Origin of the sequence: Archangium sp. (assembly GCF_045802675.1) — a bacterium.
In the GTDB taxonomy this organism is placed as follows: Bacteria; Myxococcota; Myxococcia; order Myxococcales; family Myxococcaceae; genus Archangium.
Map to the genome: position 1 here is coordinate 12,919 of NZ_JBJMQO010000021.1, position 23,082 is coordinate 36,000.

The following is a 23,082-nucleotide window of genomic DNA, read 5'->3' on the forward strand; positions in this document are numbered from 1 at the left end:
TCACGCGCGCCTTACAGCAGCGCCAGCCGGCGGGACCGGACGGGATCCGCCACCACGGCCTCCCACCGGCGCACGGCGGCCTCGCGCTCGGGCTCGGGCGCGTCGGCGTAGTAGCCCAGCGTGTCGTTGAGGCCACGGCTGAGCTCCTCGATGGCGGCCAGGCGCAGGTCCAGCTCCGGGTGGCGCAGCGCGGCCACGAGCCAGTTCGCCCGGAGGCGCTGCCGGTTGTCCGCCCACCACGCCGTCCACGCGCGCTTGTCCAGGCCGAGCGTGGCGCGCGTCACCTCGCGCAGGGCCTCGGCGGCCGCCTGGGCGCACATCTCGTCGTCGCTGCCCGTGAGGTTGATGAGGCCTTCAATCGCCTCGCGGTCGTGCAGCGTGCCCAGGGCGCGCGCGGCCAGCGAGCGGCGCAGCGCGTCGCGGCTGGTGAGCTCCTGGCGCAGCTCCTTCTTGGCCGCGTCCAGGCGGGGCAGGTGCTTGAGGGCGGCGGCGGCCACGCGCGCGGCGCTGGAGATGTCCGGCTCGTAGTCGAAGAGGCCACGCAGCACGCCGTCCACCAGCTCCACGTACGGGAGGCTGCCGGCGGTGAGGAGCGCGAAGTAGCGCGTGTCCGCGTCGCTCGAGTCCAGGAGGGGCGCCAGGGCCTGGGCCGCGGGCCGGCCGAGCCGCGAGAGGGCTCCGGGGATGGGGCCCAGTTCATCGGCCTCGGGCAGCTCCACCACGGGCAGGCGGCTCCACGCGGTGGGGCCGGGGAAGTGCGTGGCGAGCACCTTGGCACTGGCCTCGGGCGAGCGCGCCAGCTCGGCCATGGCGCTCGAGCGCTGGTTGGCGTCCGGGCCGGTGAGGCGCTTGAGGAGCGGGCCGAAGTCCGGGGGCGGGCGCTCCTCCTGCGACATGACGAGCGGCGCCATGGCGGCGGCGCGGCCCAGCGCGTTGGCCGAGCGCGTGACGAAGGGGCTCCACCCCAGGCCCGCGGCCATGTTGTTGGGGGCGGGCGGAGCGCTCGGGGCCGGGCTGGTGCTGGCGGCGGGCTGCTCGTCCACGTCGACGTCGAACTCGAGCCCGCTGCGCAGCTCGCCCAGGCGCTGCTTGCGGAAGAGGATGAGCTCCTGGAAGGCGCTGGGGAGGTCCTGGCAGAACAGGATGAAGTCGGAGAGGCGGCGCTGGCTGATGGGCTTCTGGCCGCAGTCGCCGTAGAGCACCGCCACGAGCCGGCCGCGCACCTCCACCGGGTAGAGGAAGAGGGTGCGAGGCGGCTGCCGGCCGAACAGCTCCAGGTAGTGCTTCGTCAGGCTGTCCGGAGGCATGGGGCCCGCGTAGCTGCCGCGGGTGACGGCCACGGTGCGGAAGACGCTGGAGGCATCGAGCGGCACGGACACCAGCGACAGCTTGTCGCTCGCCAGGCCGTCACCGCGCGCGTCCCAGCCCACGGCGGCGCCGCGCAGCACGGCGAAGGCGGCCACGTAGTCGAAGGTGCGGCGCCCGAAGCGCAGCGCGGTGTCGATGAGCCGCTCGCGATCGCGCGTGGACTCCTTGAGGGCGGCGCGCGCCTGCGCGAGCGTCCACTCGGGCACGTCGTCGCGAGGAGACTGGGGCGCGGCGGGCTCGGGAGCGCGGGGCTCGAGCTGCGGGCGGGGCTGCGGGCCTCCGGCGGCGGCGACGGGCTGTGGCACGGGGGCCGGAGCGGGCTGCGCCTGGGGAACGGGAGGCCGCGTGATGGCCGGAGCGGCGGGCTGCGCCGGAGCGGACTGCTGAGCCTGGGCCTGGGGCGGAGCGGCGGGACGCGGGGCGGGCGCGGGCTGCGGGGCCTGGGCTTGCGCCTGGGGCGGAGCGGCGGGACGCGCGGGCTGGGCCGGAGCGGACTGCGGCGCGGCCGCGGGCATGTTCAACCGCAGGGGCTCACGGATGGCGGCCGGAGGCGTCGTGGCGGGAGCCGGGGGCGCGGCGGGGTTGGCCGGGCGCGCGGGCGCGGCGGTGGCGGCGGGAGCGGGAGGCGCGGTGTTGGCGCGCTGCGGCTGCTGGGCCTGAGGCTGAGGTTGCGGTTGCGCGGGAGGCGCGGCGGGCGTTCTCTCGAGGGCGACGGGCTCGGCGGCCACGGAGCGGGCCAGCCGCTCCACCATGTCCAGGGTGAGGGCGGCCGCTTCGTCGACGGCGGGCTTCGGCGGGGGCGCTGGAGCGGGCGCGGCGGCGGGCTTCGGAGCCGGAGCGGGTGCGGCGGCCGCTGCGGGCTTCGGGGCCGGAGCCACGGGGGCGGGCGCGGGCTGGGCCGCCACGGGAGGCGCCGCGTTGCCCGGGCGCTCGGGATCCAGCGAGGCCAGGAGCGAGCTGTAGCGCGGCGAGAGCGGCTGCCGGTAGATGACGGAGATCCACTCGCGGACGCGGACCTCGGTGGCCACCCACAGCTCGAGCGGCTTGCCGAGCAGGAAGCCCACCTCTTCCAGCTCCTTCTTCGGCACCGGGTAGCCGCAGGCCACGTGCAGGGTGTTGCCGTCGAGCGACAGCGGCACCACGCACAGGCGGTCGGCGATCTTCGGGGGGATGAAGGAGGCGACGTCCGCGTTGGGCTCGAAGTCGGCGAGGTTGACCGGACGCACCGCCGACGCCTCTCCGAGCGCGTGCAGCACCTGGGGCTCGGCCAGCAGCCGGCGCTCGAGCAGCGCGGTGTCGATGGCCCCTCCCTCCGCCGTCTGATGACGCAAGGCTTCCTCGGCCTTGTCCTGGGAGAGGAGGCCTTGCGAGATCAGGGTGTTGGCGAGATGGGAAGGCATGGGGGACGCGGCATCTTAAGGCCGCGGCCAGCAGGCACAATGAAACGTTCGAACACCGAGGGGGGGAGGCCTGCCGGTTCTTCTCTGGAGAAGGGGTCGGTTCCTGGTGTCCTGACACTTCTAGCCGACTGGAAGTGGGGTGTGTAGGGCGAAGGGCGACGCCTGCCTGCCCTCCTACTTAGAGCTGCAACGGGCCGTGGCGCGGCCTCCGAGGGTGGCGCCCGCGTCGGGTGACAGCCGCCGGTAGAGCGGGCCGGCCAGCATCGACACCACGCCCACGGCGATGAAGGGCAGGACGAAGCGCTCGGGCGTCAGGGGGGCGCCGTCACTCCCGCGAGCCAGGTGGAGCATCAACCCGCCGAAGCTGATGCCCAGGCTCATGCCCATCTGCTGCATCACCGTGGTGAGGGTGGTGGCGTTGCTGATGGCCGGCGGGGGGAGGTCCGCGAAGGCCACGGTGTTGAGGGCGGTGAACTGCATCGAGCGCACGAAGCCGCCCACCACGAGCGCCACGACGATGAAGGGGATGGGCGTCGAGGCGCGGAAGAAGGCTGGCAGCGCGGTCAGCACCGCGGTGGCGACGTTGGAGAAGATGAGCAGGGAGCGGAAGCCGAAGCGCTTGAGGAACGCGGGCGCCACGGGCTTGAAGGCCATGGCCCCGAGCCCGGTGCCGATGGTCACCAGTCCGGTCTCGAAGGGGCTCCAGCCCAGGCCGAGCTGGAACATGAGTGGCAGGAGGAACGGCGTCGCGCCCAGCCCGGCACGGACGAGGGTGCCGCCGATGAGGCTCGCCCGGAAGGTGTCGTAGCGCGCCAGCCGCAGGTCGAGCACGGGCCGCTCCTTCCTCCGCGCGTAGAGGACGTAGGCGGTGATTCCCACCAGGGCGAGGCCCGCGGCCACCAGTTGCACGCAGAGGGGCACGAGGCTGATGCCCACGGTCTCGGCCGCCACCATGAGCCCGGTGATGCCGAGGGCCGAGAGGAGGAAGCCCTTCGTGTCGAACGGGCCCGGGTCCGGCGGGCGCAGCGGGGGCACGAAGCGCAGCACCGCGAGCATGCCGAGCAGTCCCACCGGCACGTTGATGAAGAAGATCCACGGCCAGCTCGCCACGCCGAGGATGAGTCCGGCGAGCGGCGGTCCGATGAGGGGTCCGACGAGCGCGGGCATGGTGAACCAGCTCATCGCGGACACGAACCGCTCGCGCGGTGCCGAGCTCACCACGATGAGGCGGCCCACCGGAGTCATCAACGCGCCGCCCAGTCCCTGGAGGGTGCGGAAGAGGACCATCTGCCCGAGCGACTGAGAGAAGCCGCACAGGACCGAGCCGGCGAGGAAGACGCTCATGGCGGCCATGAACACGCGCCGGGGGCCGTACTTGTCGGCGATCCACCCGCTCGCGGGAGCGGCCACCGCGAGCGCGAGGATGTAGGAGGTCAACGCCAGCTTCAGGTGGACCGGGTCGGTGTCGAACGCCGTGGACAGGGCGGGCAGGGCGGTGGACAGCGCCGTGGAGTCGATGAACTCCATGACGAGCGCGCTGGCCACGGCGAGAGACGCCAACCGGGTGCCGCGTGCCGACGGTGCGGGGACCTCGGCGGGGCGGGGTTCCGCGGTGCGGGGCGCGGTGCGGGGCGAAGAAGGGGCGGTCACGGACACGTCTGTTGTTATGTCCCCAAAGCAGGACGGCGGCCACGGAGCCAGGGCCGGCGCTGTACCTGCCGTGATGGCCGCCTGAAGTTGCGTTCGACGCGCTCGCCCCGAAAGCGAAGGGCGCCGGGCCGGAGCCCGACGCCCTGGGGTCCCCGAGGGGGTAACCGGAAGGAGCCCCTAGCTCGGCTGGACGACGTACGTGGAGGTGAGCTTGTCGTGGAGCGTCTGGCCGCGCCGGTCGAAGAGGGCCATCCAGAAGCCGGCGAGGAAGAGCCCGAAGGACAGGCTGGCGAGCATGGCGCGGACGATGGCGCGGCCGGGAGCGGGGGCCAGGCCGTGGGTGTCCACGAGCCTCAGGCCGAGCAGCCGGCGGCCCAGGGTGCGGCCATTCCAGAGGAAGGCGAAGATGGCGCAGTAGACGAGCGAGAGCACCAGCAGGAGGACGGCGCCGGGGACGAGCACGGACTGGAGGGCGCGCACCTGGCTGACGAGGGCATCGAGCCCGGACAGGCCCGTCTCGGGCGTGCTCACGCCGGCCACGGACGAGGCGAGCATGAGGTAGAGCGCGGCGATGCCGCCGATGGCGCCGGTGTCGATGGTGAAGGCCAGCAGCCGGCGCCAGAGGGAGGCCGGGCGCGCGTGCACTTCCGCGACTCCCGACGTGGTCTCCGCCGGGGCGGCCTTCGCGACGGCGGGAGCGGCAACGGGAGCGGGGACGACCGGGCGCCGGGCGGGCGCGGCGGCCACGGGCGGCGGGGGCTCGGACTCCTCGACGTCGACGGAGAAGGACTCATCCTCCTCGAGGGCGATGTTCAGCGGCGCGGGAGCGGCGGGCGCCGCTGGCGGGACCTGGGGGAGACCCGAGGCGGCGTGCGGGCGCGGAGGCATCACGGGCAGACCCGGAGCGGACGCCTGCCGCGCGACGGGAGCCGGAGCCGCGACGGGAGCCGGAGCCGCGACGGGCGCGGGGGTGTTCGCGGCGCCGAAGACCTGCGTCTGGGAGCGAGCGGGCGGCGGGGCCGCGACGCCGGGCAGGTTGAAGGCAGGTGCCTGCGGGGGCGGGGCCGGAGGACGGGGCGCGGCGGCCTGGACGGGAGCCGGGGCCACCTGCGCGCTCGGAGCGGCGGTGGGCGGAGGCCGGGGCGCGGGCGCCGCGGCCATGGCGGGAGCCGACGGGCGCGGAGCCATCTGGGCCTGGGGGGGCGGCGCCATCGGCGCGGCGGGAGGCCTCGGAGCTGGAGCCGTCTGGAGGCCCGCGGCCATCGGAGCGGCGGGGGCCGGCGGGCGCGGCGGCATGACGGGCAGACCCTGAACGCGAGGCACGGCCGAAGCCGGCGCGGGAGCTGGCGGACGGGGCGTCTGGGCGCCGGCCGGAGTCATGCCGGGAGGCACCGGAGCGCGAGCGGTCATTCCGGGCGGCGCCGCCGGAGTCATGGAGGGCGGGACGGGAGCCGGCGCCTGCGCGTCGCGATCCGGACGGCGGCGGTCGATGAGAATCTCCTTGTCCAGCAGACTCGGGACGGCCCGGGCCGCGAGCTGGGACGCGGCGGCGCAGGTGGGGCAATCCCCTACAGGCGGCAGCGGAGCTCCGCACTTCAGGCACTTGGACAACGGTTCCTCCGGGATGGAGAAGGCTGTAGCACCATGAAACGCCCTCTCCGTGCCGGGAGCAAGAAAACCACCGGAAGGCCGGGGTTACCCGCCTGGTGGCCTGCTCAGGCGAAGCGTTTGTTGCGGGTGAAGACGGTCATCCCGACGGACACCAGGGCCGAGACGGCGATGGCCAGCACGATGGCCAGGGGATGGAGGCGGGTGGTCACTCCGCCGGGGATGAAGACGGAGGCGATGAGGGCGCCGATGATGCCTCCCAGCGCGCCGAGCAGGACGCTGCCCCAGAATCCCACCAGTCGCGTCGCTGGCAGGGCGAGCCGCGCGAGGATGCCCACGATGAGCCCGATGAGCGCGTAGGCGTAGATGGTCATGAGTGCCGCTCCCTCTCTCTGGCACCACGGGATGGAAGTGCCGGTGCCGAGGAAACATAGGGATGGCGTCACGGGGTGAGCAGCCGCCGGGTGGCGGGGGCTCGTCCTCCCGGCGCCTGGCCGAGCACTCCCCGCGGGAGGGCCTCTAGCCGAGCTCTCCGTCGAGGTGGGCCAGGACGGCGAGCGCGGCGAGCGCGGCGGTCTCGGTACGCAGGATCCGGCGGCCGAGGGTGACGGGCCGTGCGCCGAGGGCCCGGAGCGCGGAGACCTCGTCGCGGTCCAGGCCGCCCTCGGGGCCGACGACGAGGGCCACGGGGGCGCCGGGCGCGCAGGAGCGGAAGGCCTCGCCGAGGGGAACGGCGGACTCCTCCTCGTCGAGCACCAGGAGCGTGGTGCCCTGGGCGAGCGAGCGCGCCGCCTCCACGAGGGGCCGGGGAACGTGGACGGTGGGCACGTCATTGCGCCGGCACTGGCGGGCGGCCTCCTCGACGATCTTGCTCCACCGGGCGGTGCGCTCCTCGGCGCGCCTGGGCTCGAGCTTCACCACGCTGCGCGCGGTGGCGACGGGGTGGAAGGCGGTGGCGCCCAGCTCGGTGCCCTTCTGCAGCACCCACTCCAGCTTGTCGCCCTTGGGGAGGCCCTGGAGGATGTGGACCTCGCGGGCCGGAGGCGCGTGCCGGGCCTCGCCGAGCACCAGGCGCACCGCGTCCGCGTCCACCGAGGCCACGCGCGCGTCGAAGGCGCGGCCGGAGCCGTCGAACACCTCGAGCGAGGAGCCCTCGGCGAGCCGCAGGACGTGGAGGAGGTAGTGGCGCCGGTCACCCGAGAGCGTCACCTCGGGGGGAGCGGGCTCGGGGAGGGGGACGAAGAGTCGGACCACGGGTGGGGAGTCCTCCAGCGGGGTGGGGAGGGGCGACTTCAGCAGGAAGCCGCCGTCCCCACCAGGGCCGACTCAGTGCTTCGGGACGTGCAGCTGGAAGTCGGCGAAGGAGGGCAGGTGGTCGGACGCGTCGGTGGAGTGGTCCACCTCCAGGAGCAGGGGCTCGAGCTGGCGCGAGGCGAAGAAGGTATCGAAGCGCTTGCCGGTGGCGGGCACGACGCCGGTGCCATCGGGCAGCGAGTTGAGGGTGGACATGTCCGCCACGTCCTGGAGGCGCAGCCACTGCTCCGAGTGCTTCGTGGCCTTGCCGGCGACGAGCAGCTCGCGGGCCTCGTCCGGCTTGAGCGGGGAGCCATCCGGCATGCGCACGCGCAGCTCGCGGGCGCGGCGCAACGGGTCGTGCAGCTCGTGCTCGAGGGCGTGGAGGGCGCGGCGCACGCGCACGTCGCCGATGTTGCCCACGCCCCAGTCGCCCACGCTGGGGTGCACGTCGCCGTAGCGCGACTCGTAGTCCTTCACGGTCTCGGTGGGCTCGTGCTTGCGGATGGGGTTGGGCAGCAGCGAGTAGTGGTGTTTGACGTTGATGTTGGCGTTGAAGTCGCCCAGGGCGATGGAGGGCACGCCGTCGCGCGCGTGCACGAGCGCCTGGAGCTGCCAGAGTTGGCCGGCGTTGATGCCGCTGTCGCCCAGGGTGTGGTGCACGTTGTAGAGGGCGACGGTGTGGCCGCCCACGTCGAGGAGGGTGAAGAGCGCGCCGCGGTCCTCGTCCAGCTCGCCCACGTAGCCCTGGCGGGAGATGGCGGCCGCGCGAGCCTCGTCGGGGAAGGCGTAGGTGAAGTGGGTGGCCTCGAGGATGGGGTGGCGGCTGAGGGTGGCCTTGCCGTTGATGACGGGGCCCACGGTGTCGCGGCCCTGGTAGGCGAGGTGGAAGCCGTAGTCGCGCGCGAGCTCCAAGGCGGTGGGCTGGCTCGCCTCCTGGAGGGCGATGACGTCCGGCATGCGGCCGGTCTCCTCCAGGTGGGCGAAGTATTGCTCGAGCTGCTCCCGGCGCTCGCCGCCCAGGAGGATGTTGAACGTCATCACCCGGAGCACGTGGTCGCGGGTCGGGCGGGGCCGCGGGTGGTGCACCAGCAGCGTGTCGCCCGTCCCGAGCCGTCGCGGCCCGGTGGCTTCCGGCAGCGACTCGAAGCCCTGGAAGACGAGGGTGGGCTCCGGGTGCGGCACGTGCTGGGGCGGTGCGGCGGGGACTCCATCGATGACACTCCTCCCGAAGGGGAGGCGGTCCAGCAATCGTGAGAGGGCCTGTCCTGGCATGAGTCCTCTACTGTTTGCGCATCACCCGCCCTGTACGCGACCACTGGGTGCTTCGTCGCTCTCCGTGCCGGCGTCCTCGGAGCCGCTTGCCGCCCCGGCCGCCAGGCCAGCGGGCGGGTTCGTGGGGTCCGCCCCGTAGCCCGCCTTGCGGCCGGTGAGGGTGTCGTCATCCGCGTTGCCGGCGAAGTGCTTCTCGCGCTCTTCCGCGAAGGTGCTGCGCTCGTCGGGGACGGCGCGTCCGGAGGAGTCCTTGAAGCCGGTGGATTGGGTGACGGCGTCGGTATAGCCCCGCCCGGGTGTCGTGGTGCCGCTGAACTTGCCTGCCATGGTGTGGGCTCCTGAGGTGTGGGGGTTGCCTCTTGAGAATCTCGGGTGGCCGGAGTCCTCCGCCAACCCGTCCAGCCTCCGTTGGGGAAGGGGAGGCGGGCAGGGGAGGCAGGCGGGCGAGCCATCGGGAGCGAGGCAAAGCGGCGGCACTCCTGCTATGCGCAGCGCCACATGTCCTCTCTTCTCATCGAATCGACCCGCTCCGGCCACGTCGAGTCCGTGCACCACGTGTCGGTGGCGGTGGTGGACGCGAGTGGCGCGCTGGTGGCCTCGGCGGGAGACCCCGAGCGGCAGTCCATGTGGCGCTCGGCGGCGAAGCCCTTCCAGTCGTTGCCGCTGGTGCGGGACGGAGCGGCGGACCGCTACGGCTTCGGCACGCGGGAGCTGGCGCTCTCCTGTGCCTCGCACTCGAGCGAGCCGGTGCACCGCGAGGTGTGCGCGGGCATGTTGAAGGCCACGGGGTGCGAGGAGTCGCGGTTGGCGTGCGGCCCGCACCCGCCGTTGTCGCAGGCGGTGGCGGACGAGGCGCTGCGGCAGGGAACCCCCCTCACGCCGAGGTGGAGCAACTGCTCGGGCAAGCACGCGGGGATGCTCGCGTTGGCGAAGCACCACGGCTGGCACACGGAGGGCTACGAGCGCGCGGGGCATCCGGTGCAGGAGCGCATCCTCGACGAGGTGGCGCACTGGACGGGGGTGGAGCGGGGCGCGCTGGTGCAGGCGGTGGATGGGTGCACGGCGGTGTGTTTCGGGTTGCCGCTGCGGGCGATGGCGCTGGCGTACGCGCGCTTCGGCGTGTCGGAGCTGGACGCGGCGAGGCGGCTGCGCGAGGCCATGTGGGCGCACCCGGAGCTGGTGGCGGGCACGGGCCGGTTGTGCACGGAGTTGATGGCGGTGGGGCGCGGGGGGGTGCTGGCGAAGGTGGGGGCCGAGGGCATCTACAGCGCGGCGGTGCCGGCGTTGGGGCTGGGGCTGTCGCTGAAGGTGGAGGACGGGGACGCGCGGTGCTCGCCGCCGGCGCTGCTGGAAGTGTTGCGGCAGGTGCTGGCGCGGTACGAGGGGCGGGTGTCGGTGCCGATGGAGGGGCTGGGTCACCACGTGGAGCCGCTGCAGCGCAACACCCGGGGAGCGGTGACGGGGAGTCTGCGCGCGGTGGGGGGGCTGCGGTTCACATGAGCGGGTGGGGAGGACGCATGGCGCGCCGAGGAAGTGAGAGCACCGTGGCCCGGTTCGAGGTGGCCCGGGCGAACCAGGCGCAGGTGCTGGCCGAGAGTGCGCTGCGGGGCGAGCGCGTGGTGTCGCTGGTGCGCATCGCCCTGCTGGTCCTGGTGGGCCTGAGCCAGGGCCTCATCGCGCGGATGTCGGGCGAGCAGCTGCCGGACGACCCGGTGCGGAGAGCGGCCGTGGTGTTCTACCTGGTGAGTGCCGTCGCCATCGCGGTGGGCGTGCACCGCGGCACGCCGAACCGGCACCGGGCGATGTGGAGGCCGGTGGTCAGCACGCTGATGGACTGTGGCTTCTTCGGCTTCATGGCGTACCGGGCCATCCTGACGAAGGGGGAGTTCAACCCGCAGATGCTGGCGGCGAGCTGCGCGGTGGTGCTCGCCTTCTCGGTGGCGCGCTACAGCTGGCTGCACGTGGTGATGTCCACGGTGATGGCCTCGGTGACGTACACGCTGGTGTGCGCGTGGGCGGGCGAGCTCGAGTGGCCCAAGGTGTGCTTCGTCCTGGGCTGCTACATCGCGCTCGGGCTGCTGCTCGGGTGGGCGAACACGGCGGTGAGCAGCATGTTCGTGGGGCTGCGGCGGCGCGACAACCTCTCGCGTTTCCTGCCGCGGCAGGTGGTGGAGCGGGTGCTGCGTGGGGAGGGGGCGCTGGCGCCGGTGCAGCGCGAGGTGACCATCCTCTTCAGCGACATCCGGGACTTCACCTCGCTGAGCGAGTCACTGCCGCCGCGCGCGGTGCTGGAGCTGCTGGACGACTACTTCGGGCACATGGGCCACATCGTCATGGAGCACGGGGGCATCGTGAACAAGTTCCTGGGGGACGGGATGCTGGCGTGTTGGGGCGTGCCGGACGGGGACGCGAATCACGCGGTGCACGCGATGCAGGCGGCGCTCGACATGCGCAGGAAGCTGGAGGAGCTCAACGCGTGGCGGGAGCAGCGGGGCGAGCCGCCGCTGCGCATCGGCATCGGGCTGCACACGGGGGTGGTGGCGGCGGGGATGCTGGGAGGGGCGGAGCAGCACGAGTACACGGTCATCGGAGACGCGGTGAACGTGGCCTCGCGCGTGGAGGGGCTGACGAAGGCGCTGGGCGTGGACGTGCTGGTGAGCGAGAGCACCTGGAGGGCCGGCGAGGGCCGCTTCCAGGGCGAGCGCGTCTCCGAGGAGCACGTGAAGGGGCGGCGCGAGGCGGTGGTGGTGTACTCGCTGAAGGGCCGGGCGCCGCCGGAGAGCGCGGCGTCCGTCTTCCAGCCCGCGAAGGTCGCCACGTCCACCTGAGTGCCTCCCTCCCTCGCTCCTCCGGTGCCTACCGTGCGGCCTGGGGAGTGCCCTGGGCCGGGGTGCCGAGCTTGTAGTCGCCGGTGAGGAGGGCGACGAAGAACAGCGGCCCCACGAGCGCGTGGACGAGGTTGGTGAGGAAGGACGGGGACTTCTTCTCCCAGACGGCGTGGCCGGCGAGCTGCACGAGCCAGCCGACGACGGCGATGGCGACGACGGCCCAGACGGGCAGCAGCCGGCCGAGCGGGATGCAGAGGGCGGCGAAGGCGGAGACGATGAGGCCCAGCTTCGCGTCGGCGCGCAGGTACCAGAGGGTGGCGAGCGCCCAGGCCACGAAGGCGAGGGTGAGCGAGCCTCCGGGCAGCGCGGGCACGCTCGCCAGCTTCACCCAGTCCAGCATGGCGACGATGTGCAGGACGATGAGGGGGATGGCCACCTTGTGCGTGAGGCGGTTGGTGGGGTGCTGGTGGGCGGTGATGTACTCGTCGAACAGCGCCTGCGTCTGTGGCTTCAGCATGTGGTGACTCTACCCCCTGCGGAGCGGATGGCGGGCAACCCGGGTACAACAAGAGAGAGTAGCGGACGCATCCTGTGACGGGCGCGGGCTATTTCGCGCGGTGGAAGTCCAGCCGCACCCACTCGCCCTGCTGGGCGCCGGGCTCCGGCACCAGGCCGAGGTTCACGTACGCCGCCTCCACCTCCGCCTTCTGGTGCGCGAGCACCCCGGCCATCAGCAGCTTGTCCTTCACCTTGGGGACGATGAGCGGCGCCAGCTCGATGAGCGTATTGGCCAGGATGTTGGCCACCACCAGCTCGAAGGTGCCCTCCACCGCCGTCAGCTCCTTGCCGGACAGCTCCAGCTCGGGCGTGCCGTTGTCCACGGCGTTCTCCCGCGCCAGCTCCACCGACACGGGGTCGTTGTCCGTGCCCACCACCCGCCCCGCTCCCAGCTTCTTCGCCGCGATGGCCAGCACGCCCGTACCTGTGCCCACATCAAGCACACTCGCCCCCGGATGGGTGCTCATGTAGTCATCCACCGCACCCAGACACAGCGAGGTGGTGGGGTGGTCGCCGGTGCCGAAGGCCATCTTCGGCTCGATGACGAGGCGCACCTTGTCCGCCGGGGCGTTCTGCGCTTCCCAGGGTGGCCCCACCCACAGCCGGCCCACCTGCACCGACTTGATGTGGGCCTTCCAGGCGTTGCTCCAGTCCTGCTGCTGCTCCTCGGCCAGCTGCACGCGAGCGGCGGGGTGGGTCTCGGCGAGGGCCGCGCGGGCCTCCTCGGCCGTCGGTGCGTCCTCGAAGTAGGCCACGAGGATGGCCTCGCCCGCCGCGGGGGCTCGCACTCCCGGCATGGTGGGCGTCTCCCGGTCCCTCACTTCCAGTCCCATCGCCCCCGCCTCGTGCAGCAGGTCCTGGGCGGCCTCCGCCTCCGCCTCCGGCAGGTCCACCGTGAGTGTCTGATACGTCCCCGTCATGTCGCCCTTCCCGCGTCTCGCGTTGCTCTCCGGAAGATGCCGGGATGGCTGCAGCAGGGAAAGAAATTTTCGAGGCCGCGCGCCTGCTCTTCCGCCCGCTCCTCGGCTGTCCGAGGATGCGATGATCGTCCGTCGGAATTTGCTGTAAGCTGATTCTCAAAGGAACAGTAAAGGCCGTCGACGTCAGCCCTTTTCCAGTGTGCGCCCGTGTCAGGTTGGTGTGTGGCTCTGCTCGGGGGGCGCCGATGATGGACTCCCTATGAGGCGAACCCGCCGCAATATCGGCTTCTCCCTGATTGAGATGATGACCGTCGTGGGCATCATCGCCATTCTCTCCGCGCTCGCGTTCGCGGCGTTGGATGTCCTGCCCCAGCGCACGCGCCTGACGGGTGGCGCGCTCGAGTTCTCCGCCGTCATCTCCAGTGCCCGCTCGCACGCGTATGGCCGCAACCAGCGCGTGGTGCTGGTGCTCAACGCGGATGGCTACACGCTGGGCAATCCCATCGAGTACTGGGTGGTGGTGGATTCCTGGTCGAACATGGTGAAGACCATGCAGGCCCATCCCGACTGGCGCAACATCCGCGACCTGGAGCCGGCGGCGCCCGCGCCCGCGGGCTCGAGCTACCCGCTGTTCGACTCGGGCCACTTCAACGCCTCGGTGCGGGTGTTCCAGGGCGGCTACTGGGACGCCGTCGGCCGCGTGGCGCACAAGGGCTGCACCGCGACGCTGGCCACCAAGGTGGGCCTGGCCAAGGGCGCCACGAAGGGCACCGACACCTTCCCGCCGCCCTTCTGCTTCGTCCCCAACAACAAGGCCTGCACCTTCTGCTCCGGTGATGGCGCGGGCAAGCCGCTGCGCGGCGCCATCTTCTTCGAGCCCGATGGCACCGTGAAGTTCTCCGATGCCGAGGGCAACATGTCTGCGGATGGGTCCGCCTCCATCACCTTCCAGCCCATGGGCGGAGGGGGTTCGGAGAGCGCCCAGGCCGTCGTCATCACCAACACCGGCATCGTCCGGACCTTCTCGGCGAATGCCTCGAGGTGATTCCATGCTGGGACGCGCTCCTCTTCGCCAACGCAACGGCTTCACGACGATCGAATCGCTGATCGCCGCGGTCGTCTTCCTCGTGGGTCTGGCCGGGCTGCTCGGCGCGCTCGTGCAGGCGCGCGGCGCCACCGGCCAGGCTCGCCGGCTCATGCAGGCCACCGACGTCGCCAACGACCTGGCCGAGCAGATCCAACTCTGGGACTTCAAGGACCCGCGGCTCACCGCCTCCTCCGCCTTGTGCGCGGAGGATCCGCTGGACAAGGACAACGTCCTGCACCAGCCGGGCAGCAGCGGCTACAACGCCTACAAGGCGTGCATGCACGGCGAGGTGATGCTCACGCTGGGCGGCGCGAAGTTCGGTGGCCTGCAGAAGCCCGTCTTCAAGAACGAGGAGAAGACGGCGGGCAAGAACGAGACCTGGTACGAGCGCTACTACATCGTCCGCCCGCAGGGAGATCGCATCCTGCAGATCTGGGTGAAGGTGCTCTACCTGGATGCGGGCGAGCCTCGCGTGGTGACCACCCAGACGATGCGTACCCTGCCGGGAGGACTGTGATGCGGCGCCAGCGAGGATTCACCCTCATCGAGCTGATGGTGAGCTCCGCGGTCACCTTCATCACGGTGCTCGCCGTGTCCGCGGCCTTCCTGGGCTACACCCAGTCCTTCTACACGCAGGCGGGTGTGCGGGGCGGCCAGGCCTCGTTGCGGCAGACGCACCTGATGGTGGTGCGCAACCTGCGCATGGCCGGCTACGGGATGGAGCCGCATCTGGCGTTCGACTTCCCGGCCGGCTGGTCGCGCGAGGTGACGACCTCTCCCTCCTCCGTCAACCGGTCGGATCGGCTCGTCTTCCGGATGCGCAACCCGGCCTTCAGCACCATGGCCGCCGAGGTCTCCGAGACGGAGATCAAGCTGCTCACCCCGCTGAGCGCGCCCCTGCGCCGGGGGCAGATCCTCCAGGTGATGTGCCCGGGCGCCATTGGCTGGACGTACGCACGGCTCGGCGCGAATGCCGCCAAGGGCGACGCGAAGCTGCCGCTCGAGCCGAAAACGGGCACCTTCCCCAACCTCAACGAGGTGCAGTCCTGCTTCTCCACCGCGGGCACCCTGGGCATCTACGTCTTCAAGATCGACGTCTACGACTACTCCATCCGCCTCATCGACGAGGACGGCAACCCCGCCACGCCGGGCCGGCCCTATCTGTTCCGCCGGCACGGGCTGGAGGAGGGGGACCCCGCGGACTCGTACGGCGAGCCGGTGGCCGAGGACATCGAGGCGATGCGCATGTCCTTCGTGCGGGGTGACGGCACCCTGTTCACCCCCGACCCGGCCGATCCGGCCCCCACGTACACCACGGACCTGGATGATGCGCTGCGCAAGAACAACAACCCGGCCAACATCCGCGCCGTCGTGGTGGGCCTGGTGGCGCGCAGCACCACGCGTGACACGGGCGCCGGCCCGGAGCAGATGAACCAGATTCCCTCTTTTGGCCGGAAGGCGGACGGTACGTCGGAAAATCCGCTCCTGGTGGATCCCTTCACGAACAAGCCGGTGGCCTACGGGTTTCGCCGCATCGTGTCAGAAATGTCCATCCAGGTGCGTAACTTGAGATCCGCGGAAATGCCCGTGCCGATCTATCATGAGCCGGACGCGACCACGGCTTGCAGTGGCGCGCTGCCGGGCGATGAGTTCAATTGTGCTGGAGGCTAGGAGGATTCCCATGAAGAGACGCCTCGACAGACGCGGCTCGGTGCTGTTGCTGGTGGTGGTGCTGCTGGCGGTCATCAGCCTGTTGGCGGCCGCCGCCGTGGCCTTCTCCCACAGTGAGCTGGGAGCGGCGCGGAATGATCGCAGTGGCGACGAGCTCCTGGCCTGCGCGGACGCGGGCCGCCAGTACATGCTCTCGCGCTTCAGCCTCACTGGCGTGCCCATGGACCTGTCGGCCGTGAACAAGGACGTGAACTCCGCGGGCATCGTCGACTGCAAGTCCTCCGCGGAGCAGGCCGCCACGAACGAGCGCTGTGTGCGCAGCGGCCATATCGGCCAGGTGTCCGTGTCGGGCATCACCCAGGTGAAGGCCAAGGCGGGTGGTGACCGGAAGAACCTGCGCGATTTGACGAACACCGTTGGCGACTCCGGCTTGGGTGGAGTGCCGTATAAAGTCTTGGTCCACTGTGTGGACGAAACCGGACGTGGGACCGAAGTGGAATTCGTGGTGCGGTACGGTCTCTAGGAGCCTTTCATGATGCGCATCGACTTCGACACCCTGCGACGCGCCCTGCGGAAGCCGTTGGTCCGCCGGGTTGGCGTCGGGGCGGGAGTGGTGGTGGCGGGGGCCGTGGGCTTGTTGGCCCTGGAAGGACGCTCGGGTTCCGTTCCGACGCCCGACAAGGCCGCGTGCTGCTCGAGTGCCCTCTCCATCGGTGACTCGATGATGAGCCCGGCGGTGGGTGGGGACAAGGACTTCTTCGAGGTCCCCTCCAGCCCTCCGAGCGCCATCTTCCTGGTGGGTAACAACGAGTCCATGTTGGACTTCCCCCAGATGCTGCCGGAGGCCTTCACGCCCGGCTACTACACCGTTCCCGCCAGCCCCGGGCCGCAGGACAAGCGCGGCCAGGACGGTGAGTTCGGCTACTGGATGAACACGGGTTGTGACGACCCGGCGCTCGTCTCCGCGATGAGCTGGTTCGACAAGTCCAGCAGCGACGTGAACAAGAACGGTTCCGTCGTCTATGACGCCGACGCTGACTTCGGCGCCACGCCGTTCTTCGAGGTGGACAAGTTCTATCACGCGCGCGGCCGGCGCGTGGCCTGGGAGGTCGAGGACTTCCCGGCGTCGCTCAGCGCCGCCACCTCGTCGCTCAACCCGACGAGCTTCGCCCAGTCGGCCTGCTACCAGGTCACCAACTGGAAGACGGGTGACGGTTGGTGGGACTCGGACGTGATGAATGAGTGCGAGAAGTGCCTGAACACCAAGGGGTGGTGGCGCGGTCCGCTCATCACCGCCAACACCTCGAGCGACTTCAACGACGACGACTTCCCGCCCACGCGCAAGCAGTCCATCACGGGCCAGGAGCCGCCCCCGCCCGAGGCGTACCGCAAGTGGATCGTCAACGGCCGCATCCTCAACCTGCGTCCGCCCAAGTTCGCGGTGGCGCGCAAGGTGCTCAAGGACGTCATCAACATCGCGCCCAACGTGCGCATGGGCGTGGCCACCTTCGGTAAGGACCACGGTTGGTTCGACCCGCCGGAGATTCTGGCGAAGCTGCGTCCGTCCTGCGACAAGTCCTTCCCCTCCATCAACGAGGCGGCGCTCAACCGCCCCGAGCTGAGGACCGCCGTCAACAACGTGCAGTTCCGCAACTACGAGCGCTCCATCGGCGAGGCCCTGTTCGGCCTGGGTGGCTACTTCTCCTCGCAGCGCGTGGACGGCAAGTGGAAGGGCTGGTTCGACCAGCCCATCAACCCGCCCGACCTCTACTGGCCGGGTTGCTGCTACTTCGGTCCCGGCGGAAAGACGGGTACCGATGACAACGTCGACACGGGCCAGCCGGGTAACACCTACGCCGCGGCCTCGGACGAGTGGCTCAAGGCGCCCAAGACGGTGGGCACCACCTACCTGCCGGGCCAGCCCTTCGAGGACTACGACTACAACCAGCGCAGTGTGTGCTTCGGCTGCCAGGTGAACTCGGTCATCGTGCTCACCGACGGCGCGCCCAAGTACGACAACTCGGTGCCCATCACCAAGATGATGGACCTGCTGGTGGCCAAGGGCGCCCGTCACCCGGACGGCACGGCGCTCAAGTGGAGCCCGATGGACGCCAAGAACAACCCGGACGTGGGGGGGGTGAACTACTGCGACCAGTTCGAGAAGGACCCGGTGACGCACGCCAAGTTCACCAAGGCGGACTGCGACTACGCCATGGCCGACCACAACTGGCCGACGGGTATGGGCGCGGGCAACAAGAACTTCATGGATGACGTCGCCTTCTTCATGGCGAACATGGACCTGCGCGACGACCTGCCGGGCACGCAGTCGATGCGCACGTACACCATCGGCTATGGCGACAACAGCGCCATGCTCCAGAGCATCTCGCTGGCCGGCAAGGGCAAGTTCTACCGCGCCAACAACGCCACCGAGCTGCGTGACTCCATCCTCGACGCGCTCGGCGACATCAAGCAGCTGTCCACCTCGTTCGCCTCCGCCAACGTCTCCGGCGTGCAGGCCGGCGGCATGCAGTCCTCCGTGTACGTTCCCCGCTTCATCCCGCGCCGCAGCCGCCCGTACGAGGGCCACCTCTACCGCTTCTTCTATTACAGCGAGTTCGCCCAGGGCTGCGACGACGCCACCGCGAAGAGCACGGCGAAGGATCCGTACGACCTGAACAAGGACGGGGACTGCGACGACACCTTCTTCCTGGACAAGCCGGATGGCTTCACCGGTGGCGTGCCGTCCATCTCCAGCTTCACCTCCTCCAACATTGTCCAGGAGAACACGGACGGCCTCTGGGTGAAGGTGAACACGGCGAGCCCCACGAGCGACGGAAAGCTCGAGGGTGGCCAGCCCGCCAAGCCCTTCTGGGACCTGGGCGAGACGGTGGGCAAGCGCAAGGCGGCCCTCAAGTGCGACCCCGACAACCCGCTCAAGGAGGATGGGGGCCGCTGCGTCTTCACCCTCATCGACCGGAACAACGACGGCAAGTTCGACCAGTACGACAACCCGCCCGTCGAGTTCCACGAGGACAACCTGGCGCAGCTCAAGAGCTACCTGCTGTCGGGGGGTGACGGCATCTGCGCGACGCTCTTCGCCAAGCAGAAGAAGGGCACGTGGACGGGCACGGCCGCGCAGCAGGACGACTGCGCCATTCAGATCATCCGCTTCGTGCGCGGCCAGGACGTCTTCGACTACGACGGTGACTCCATCCTCACCGAGGAGCGGCCGTGCGCGGACAACAAGAAGCCGGACGACACGGCCTCCTGCAAGCTCGCGGACATCTTCCACTCCACGCCCGTGACGGTGGAGCCGCCCGCCGAGCCCTTCCTGTGCACCCTGGGCCTGAGCGGCCAGTGCGTGTCCACGCTCTATGAGGACTTCTCCAACTCGGTGTCCTCCGAGCCCCTGTGCTCGCTGAGCGGTGGCAAGCCCTGCTACGCCCCCACGCCCATGTCGCCGGCGCGTAGCGCCGCCAAGAAGTTCGGCGCCTACGACGACTTCAAGAACACCTACTCCAAGCGCGATCGCATCGCGCTGGTGGGCTCCAACGGCGGCATGCTGCACGCCGTCCACGTGGGCTCGGCCACCAGCCGCACGAAGGAGAGCGCGCTGGACGACATCTACGACGTGGGCACGGGCCAGGAGCTGTGGGCCTTCATCCCGCCGGACCTGCTGCCCAAGCTGGGCTTGATGGTGAACGGCCACGAGTACTTCGTGGACGGCACGCCCATGGTGCGTGACATCTGGGCGGACGGCGCTCCCGCCGGAGACCTGGTGGATCGCAAGCAGGACGGCACCAAGCAGGTGGATGAGTACCGCACCATCGCCATCATCACCGAGCGCGGGGGTGGCCAGCGCTTCGTCGCGCTGGACGTGACGGACCCCTACGCGATGCTCAAGGCGCTCAAGACGCCCTCGGACAGCAGCCTCAAGCCGTTCCGCTGGATGTTCCCCAACGCGTGCGACGCGGAGTCGGCGAGCATGGGCCAGTCCTGGTCCAACTTCGCGCCCAAGCCGCCTCCCATCGGGCCGGTGCGCATCAAGTCGGGCAGCTCTCGCGGCTGGGACGAGCGCTGGGTGGCCGTGCTCAACGGCGGCTACAGCCCGGACCTCTCGCGCGGCCGCGGCGTCTACATGGTGGATGCCTGGACGGGTGAGAAGGTGTGGTCCGCGCAGGCCCAGCCGGTGCGCAAGGCGGGCGGTTACGCCGACGTGCTCAACGGGATGATGCCCGTGGTGGCCTCGGCCGCCATGGTGGACATCGGCAGGGCGGAGAGCGTGCAGGTCGACATGGACGGCTTCTTCGACACCATGGTGGTCGGCGACATGGGCGGCCAGGCGTGGACGTTCCGCTTCAAGCAGCCGGGCGAGGTGGACGCCTCGGGCCAGGTGACCAACTGGTACGGCGCGCGCTCGCTGGAGATGGCGCGTGACGACTCCTCCGTCCTCGGGCCGGCGAACCTCAACGAGAAGGCGCCCTTCTTCCAGATCGCCTCCAACGTGCTGCAACCGGAGACGGGCTGGCTGCGCAGCTTCATCGGCACCGGTGACCGGCAGCACCTGCGCACCGCGCCGGGCTCGGACTGCTCGCCGGACGATCTGCTGGCGTGTGTCCGGCTCAAGTGCGACGTGGCGGCGACGTTCGTCGCGGACGTCAACGGCCAGAAGCGCACCAGCATCATCGAGTACAAGGCCGGTGTGCTGAAGAAGAACGACGAGTCGGTGTCCGGCACCCTGGCCTCGGCGTGCACGGGCTCGAGGATGGAGCTGACCCAGCTGGACATCTCCTGCCCCGACCCGGCGCTCGGCGCCCGGACGTATCCGTACCCCTGGACGGGCTCGTCGCGCACGTTCCAGACGCAGTCCTGGTGCAACACGTCGGGCGGCGCGTGGTCGTGCGACCACATCAGCGTCAACACGTCCGAGCACCCGGACCTGGGGCTGACCGCCACGGAGAAGCAGTCGGTGGCGAACAACCGCTACTTCGGCTTCCACGCGTACGGTGGCGGCAAGCGCAAGTTCTCCGACGCGGCCGGGGCGATTGCCTTCGACGCGCTGCGCGTGACGGACAAGGCGGGCGTGACGTGCGGTACGGGCGTCGCGTGCTCGCTGGTGGACGTGACGATTCCGGACACGGCCTACGACTACCTGCCCCCGGATGCGACGGGGAACAAGCAGCGCTACCTCTCCACCACCAAGGTGGCCGGGCTCAAGCGCGGACTGTCGGATGGGCCGGGTTGGTTCGTCCGTTACAACAACTCGCTGCTGGAGCGCACGGCGGCCGGCTCGACGGTGCTCGCGGGCATCGTCTTCTGGCCCACGTTCTCTCCGTCCACGGCGGTGGGCGCCTCGGCCTGCTCGCTGACGGGCTCGGGCGACAAGTCCTTCTCGTGGCAGGCGGACGCCATCACGGGTCTCCCGGACATGTCCTCGGGCTTCCAGGTGCGCAACAGCTCGGGCGCGCTCGTTGGCTACATCGACGCGAAGGCGAAGGACACGTCGGCTCCTCCGGGCGAGGGCTCGCCCATCGTGTCGCTGTCGAAGAAGGGCGGCATCCGCTACGAGGTGGCGGTGACGAGCCCGGGCGACGCGCCTCGCACGGAGAAGCTGCGCGACCAGTCGAACGTGGCTCCGGACGTCTACTGGATGGAAGTGCCGCGCAACCTGCACGAGTGCCGTCACGAGAACGCGGCGGCCTGCAACGACCTGTGAGCCGCGCTACCCGGTGAGCCGGGCCTCTACCTGAGGCCCGGTGAACCCCATCCCCTCTCCCTCACCGGGAGAGGGGATTTTGTTTTGCGGGGACTCAGGGACCGACGATGACGAGGGCGCTGCGCTCGAAGTCGATGAGCTGGCGGGCCACCGCGCGCACGTCCTCGGCCGTCACCGCCGCCACGCGCTCGGCGTAGTGCAGGAAGTTCTCCTGGCCCAGGCCGTAGCAGGCATCCAGCGCGAGCAGCGCGGCGCGAGAGCCGTTGCGCTGCAGGCCGATCTCATGGGTGCCGATGAGGTGCTGCTTCGCGCGGGAGAGCTCGGCCTCGGGGATGGGCTCGTCGCGCACGCGGGCGAGCTCCACGCGGATGCCGGCGAGCGCGGCCTCCAGCTTCTCGGGGCTGGTGCCCATGTAGACGGCGAAGTAGCCCGGGTCCACGCCCTCGATGGAGAAGCTGCTGACGCTGTAGGCCATGGAGCGCTTGTCGCGCAGCTCCACGAAGAGCCGCCCGCCCTGGCCACTGAGCAGCGTGGAGAGCACCTCCAGCGCGTGCCGCCGGTTGTCATTCACCCGCACGCCCTGGAAGCCCAGCACGAGGTGCGCCTGGGCCCGCGCCAGCACCCGCTTGTCCGAGCGCGGGGAGTCGAGTGGCGGCTCGGGCCGTACCTCGGGAGGAGGCGCCGCGCGGCCGCGCGAGGTGCCGAAGGCCTCGTGCGCGAGCGCGAGCACCTCGTCCACCTTCACGTCGCCCACCACGCTGAGCACCAGCTGCGACGGGTCCATGTGCGCGGCGTGGTAGACGCGCAGCGCGTCCGGCCCCAGCTTCTCCACCGAGGACGTCTCGCCCAGGGTGGACAGCCGGTACGGGTGCGAGCGGAAGAGGGTGCGGCCGAACAAGTCGAAGGCGACGCCGCTGGGCTTGTCCTCGCGGGTGAGGATGTCCTGCAGCAGCAGGGTGCGCTCGCGGGCCACCTCGGCCTCGGGGAAGCTGGGGTTGAGCAGGCAGTCCGCGAAGAGGCGGAAGGCGGGCTGGAAGTGGCGCGAGAGGAACTCGCCGCGCATGCCCACCGAGTTGCGTCCGCCCTGGCCCGTGAGCGAGCCGGCGAGGTTGTCGATGAGGTGGGAAATCTCCTCCGCGTCGTGCGAGGGCGTGCCGCGGGTGAGGCAGCGGCCCAGCAGCGTGGTGAGGCCGTTGGTCTCCGCCGTCTCGTAGCGCAGGCCCCCGGGGAAGGCGGCGCGGATGGCGAAGAGGGGCACGGCCGGCTCCTCGCGCACGAGCACGCGCGCCCCCGAGGGCAGCCGCTCCTCCACCACCCGGCCCGGAGAGGCGGGAGTGTTGCGCACCACCTTCAGGGCGGGCTCGGAGGCCGCGGCCTTGGGCGCGCGGCGCTCGGGCGGGGTGCCGGGGGTCTCTCGCGAGACGCGGTCGAGCAGCTCCTCGGTCTGCTCGGCGCCGAAGGCGGTGCCCGGCGGCAGCAGCCCGGTGACGATGGCCCGGTCGAAGCGCAGGTAGCGCTCGGCCACCTCGCGGATGCGCTCGGGGGTGAGCCGGGCGATGGCCTCGTAGTAGCGCGCCTCCGCCTCCAGGTCTCCCATGGTGGACTGGTAGTGGCCCATCTTGCGCGCCAGGCCCTGCACCGTCTCGCGCTGGTAGACGGCCTCGGCCTCGATGAGCGCCTTCACCGTGGCCAGCTCGTCCGCGGGCAC

17 protein-coding genes are annotated in these 23,082 nt (G+C 70.8%); 7 read left to right on the forward strand and 10 right to left on the reverse strand.

Going from position 1 to position 23,082, the window contains the following annotated elements:
• Positions 1 to 11: 11 nt before the first annotated feature.
• The 7 genes from ACJ8AN_RS05330 to ACJ8AN_RS05360 all read right to left on the reverse strand — a co-directional run bounded on the left by ACJ8AN_RS05330 (position 12) and on the right by ACJ8AN_RS05360 (position 8,921).
• Positions 12 to 2,768: a FrgA protein gene (locus ACJ8AN_RS05330; protein ID WP_407754137.1), complete on the reverse strand. Its 2,757-nt coding sequence runs from the start codon at positions 2,766 to 2,768 to the stop codon at positions 12 to 14.
• A gap of 174 nt (positions 2,769 to 2,942) precedes the next feature.
• Positions 2,943 to 4,313 (reverse strand): MFS transporter, encoded by a 1,371-nt coding sequence (locus ACJ8AN_RS05335; RefSeq protein WP_407754153.1) that lies wholly within the window; start codon positions 4,311 to 4,313, stop codon positions 2,943 to 2,945.
• 282 nt (positions 4,314 to 4,595) lie between these two features.
• Positions 4,596 to 6,029, reverse strand: coding sequence for an RDD family protein (locus tag ACJ8AN_RS05340; protein WP_407754138.1), 1,434 nt, complete (start codon positions 6,027 to 6,029; stop codon positions 4,596 to 4,598).
• Between the two features lie 104 nt (positions 6,030 to 6,133).
• Positions 6,134 to 6,400: a hypothetical protein gene (locus ACJ8AN_RS05345; protein ID WP_407754139.1), complete on the reverse strand. Its 267-nt coding sequence runs from the start codon at positions 6,398 to 6,400 to the stop codon at positions 6,134 to 6,136.
• 145 nt (positions 6,401 to 6,545) lie between these two features.
• Positions 6,546 to 7,280, reverse strand: coding sequence for a 16S rRNA (uracil(1498)-N(3))-methyltransferase (locus tag ACJ8AN_RS05350; protein WP_407754140.1), 735 nt, complete (start codon positions 7,278 to 7,280; stop codon positions 6,546 to 6,548).
• A 72-nt stretch (positions 7,281 to 7,352) separates the two neighbouring features.
• Complete coding sequence (locus tag ACJ8AN_RS05355) at positions 7,353 to 8,594, reverse strand: endonuclease/exonuclease/phosphatase family protein (protein ID WP_407754141.1); 1,242 nt, start codon at positions 8,592 to 8,594, stop codon at positions 7,353 to 7,355.
• 21 nt (positions 8,595 to 8,615) lie between these two features.
• Positions 8,616 to 8,921, reverse strand: coding sequence for a hypothetical protein (locus tag ACJ8AN_RS05360; RefSeq protein ID WP_407754142.1), 306 nt, complete (start codon positions 8,919 to 8,921; stop codon positions 8,616 to 8,618).
• 171 nt (positions 8,922 to 9,092) lie between these two features.
• Here ACJ8AN_RS05360 and ACJ8AN_RS05365 point away from each other — a divergent pair, with 171 nt between their 5' ends.
• Together ACJ8AN_RS05365 and ACJ8AN_RS05370 are read left to right on the forward strand one after the other, a co-directional pair.
• Positions 9,093 to 10,094 (forward strand): asparaginase, encoded by a 1,002-nt coding sequence (locus ACJ8AN_RS05365; protein ID WP_407754143.1) that lies wholly within the window; start codon positions 9,093 to 9,095, stop codon positions 10,092 to 10,094.
• A 17-nt stretch (positions 10,095 to 10,111) separates the two neighbouring features.
• The gene (locus ACJ8AN_RS05370; protein WP_407754144.1) at positions 10,112 to 11,422 is read left to right on the forward strand and encodes an adenylate/guanylate cyclase domain-containing protein; all 1,311 of its coding nucleotides are present in this window, start codon (positions 10,112 to 10,114) and stop codon (positions 11,420 to 11,422) included.
• Between the two features lie 28 nt (positions 11,423 to 11,450).
• Here the strand turns inward: ACJ8AN_RS05370 and ACJ8AN_RS05375 are convergent, their stop codons facing one another.
• Together ACJ8AN_RS05375 and prmA are read right to left on the reverse strand one after the other, a co-directional pair.
• Positions 11,451 to 11,939, reverse strand: a complete 489-nt coding sequence (locus tag ACJ8AN_RS05375; RefSeq protein WP_407754145.1) for a DUF962 domain-containing protein — start codon at positions 11,937 to 11,939, stop codon at positions 11,451 to 11,453.
• Between the two features lie 88 nt (positions 11,940 to 12,027).
• On the reverse strand, positions 12,028 to 12,900 hold the full coding sequence (gene prmA / locus ACJ8AN_RS05380; protein WP_407754146.1) for a 50S ribosomal protein L11 methyltransferase: 873 nt from the start codon (positions 12,898 to 12,900) through the stop codon (positions 12,028 to 12,030).
• 259 nt (positions 12,901 to 13,159) lie between these two features.
• Between prmA and ACJ8AN_RS05385 the strand changes: the two genes are divergently transcribed.
• Genes ACJ8AN_RS05385 through ACJ8AN_RS05405 form a run of 5 tightly spaced genes read left to right on the forward strand, consistent with a single transcriptional unit; the run spans position 13,160 to position 21,374 of the window.
• On the forward strand, positions 13,160 to 13,945 hold the full coding sequence (locus ACJ8AN_RS05385; protein WP_407754147.1) for a Tfp pilus assembly protein FimT/FimU: 786 nt from the start codon (positions 13,160 to 13,162) through the stop codon (positions 13,943 to 13,945).
• 4 nt (positions 13,946 to 13,949) lie between these two features.
• On the forward strand, positions 13,950 to 14,504 hold the full coding sequence (locus ACJ8AN_RS05390; RefSeq protein ID WP_407754148.1) for a hypothetical protein: 555 nt from the start codon (positions 13,950 to 13,952) through the stop codon (positions 14,502 to 14,504).
• On the forward strand, positions 14,504 to 15,658 hold the full coding sequence (locus tag ACJ8AN_RS05395; RefSeq protein ID WP_407754149.1) for a prepilin-type N-terminal cleavage/methylation domain-containing protein: 1,155 nt from the start codon (positions 14,504 to 14,506) through the stop codon (positions 15,656 to 15,658). Before ACJ8AN_RS05390 ends, ACJ8AN_RS05395 begins: the two co-directional genes overlap by 1 nt.
• A 10-nt stretch (positions 15,659 to 15,668) precedes the next feature.
• Positions 15,669 to 16,181, forward strand: a complete 513-nt coding sequence (locus ACJ8AN_RS05400; protein ID WP_407754150.1) for a hypothetical protein — start codon at positions 15,669 to 15,671, stop codon at positions 16,179 to 16,181.
• Positions 16,182 to 16,190: 9 nt separating this feature from the next.
• Positions 16,191 to 21,374, forward strand: coding sequence for a hypothetical protein (locus ACJ8AN_RS05405; RefSeq protein ID WP_407754151.1), 5,184 nt, complete (start codon positions 16,191 to 16,193; stop codon positions 21,372 to 21,374).
• A gap of 94 nt (positions 21,375 to 21,468) precedes the next feature.
• Here ACJ8AN_RS05405 and ACJ8AN_RS05410 read toward each other — a convergent pair.
• On the reverse strand, positions 21,469 to 23,082 hold a 1,614-nt coding region (locus ACJ8AN_RS05410), incomplete at its 5' end, for an insulinase family protein (RefSeq protein ID WP_407754152.1).

Bases quoted from the DNA above. Each gene is read 5' to 3' on its own strand.
- ACJ8AN_RS05330 (WP_407754137.1), bottom strand. From the start codon at position 2,768: ATGCCTTCCCATCTCGCCAACACCCTGATCTCGCAAGGCCTCCTCTCC.
- ACJ8AN_RS05345 (WP_407754139.1), bottom strand. From the start codon at position 6,400: ATGACCATCTACGCCTACGCGCTCATCGGGCTCATCGTGGGCATCCTC.
- ACJ8AN_RS05355 (WP_407754141.1), bottom strand. From the start codon at position 8,594: ATGCCAGGACAGGCCCTCTCACGATTGCTGGACCGCCTCCCCTTCGGG.
- ACJ8AN_RS05360 (WP_407754142.1), bottom strand. From the start codon at position 8,921: ATGGCAGGCAAGTTCAGCGGCACCACGACACCCGGGCGGGGCTATACC.
- ACJ8AN_RS05365 (WP_407754143.1), top strand. From the start codon at position 9,093: ATGTCCTCTCTTCTCATCGAATCGACCCGCTCCGGCCACGTCGAGTCC.
- ACJ8AN_RS05370 (WP_407754144.1), top strand. From the start codon at position 10,112: ATGGCGCGCCGAGGAAGTGAGAGCACCGTGGCCCGGTTCGAGGTGGCC.
- ACJ8AN_RS05375 (WP_407754145.1), bottom strand. From the start codon at position 11,939: ATGCTGAAGCCACAGACGCAGGCGCTGTTCGACGAGTACATCACCGCC.
- prmA (WP_407754146.1), bottom strand. From the start codon at position 12,900: ATGACGGGGACGTATCAGACACTCACGGTGGACCTGCCGGAGGCGGAG.
- ACJ8AN_RS05385 (WP_407754147.1), top strand. From the start codon at position 13,160: ATGAGGCGAACCCGCCGCAATATCGGCTTCTCCCTGATTGAGATGATG.
- ACJ8AN_RS05390 (WP_407754148.1), top strand. From the start codon at position 13,950: ATGCTGGGACGCGCTCCTCTTCGCCAACGCAACGGCTTCACGACGATC.
- ACJ8AN_RS05395 (WP_407754149.1), top strand. From the start codon at position 14,504: ATGCGGCGCCAGCGAGGATTCACCCTCATCGAGCTGATGGTGAGCTCC.
- ACJ8AN_RS05400 (WP_407754150.1), top strand. From the start codon at position 15,669: ATGAAGAGACGCCTCGACAGACGCGGCTCGGTGCTGTTGCTGGTGGTG.
- ACJ8AN_RS05405 (WP_407754151.1), top strand. From the start codon at position 16,191: ATGATGCGCATCGACTTCGACACCCTGCGACGCGCCCTGCGGAAGCCG.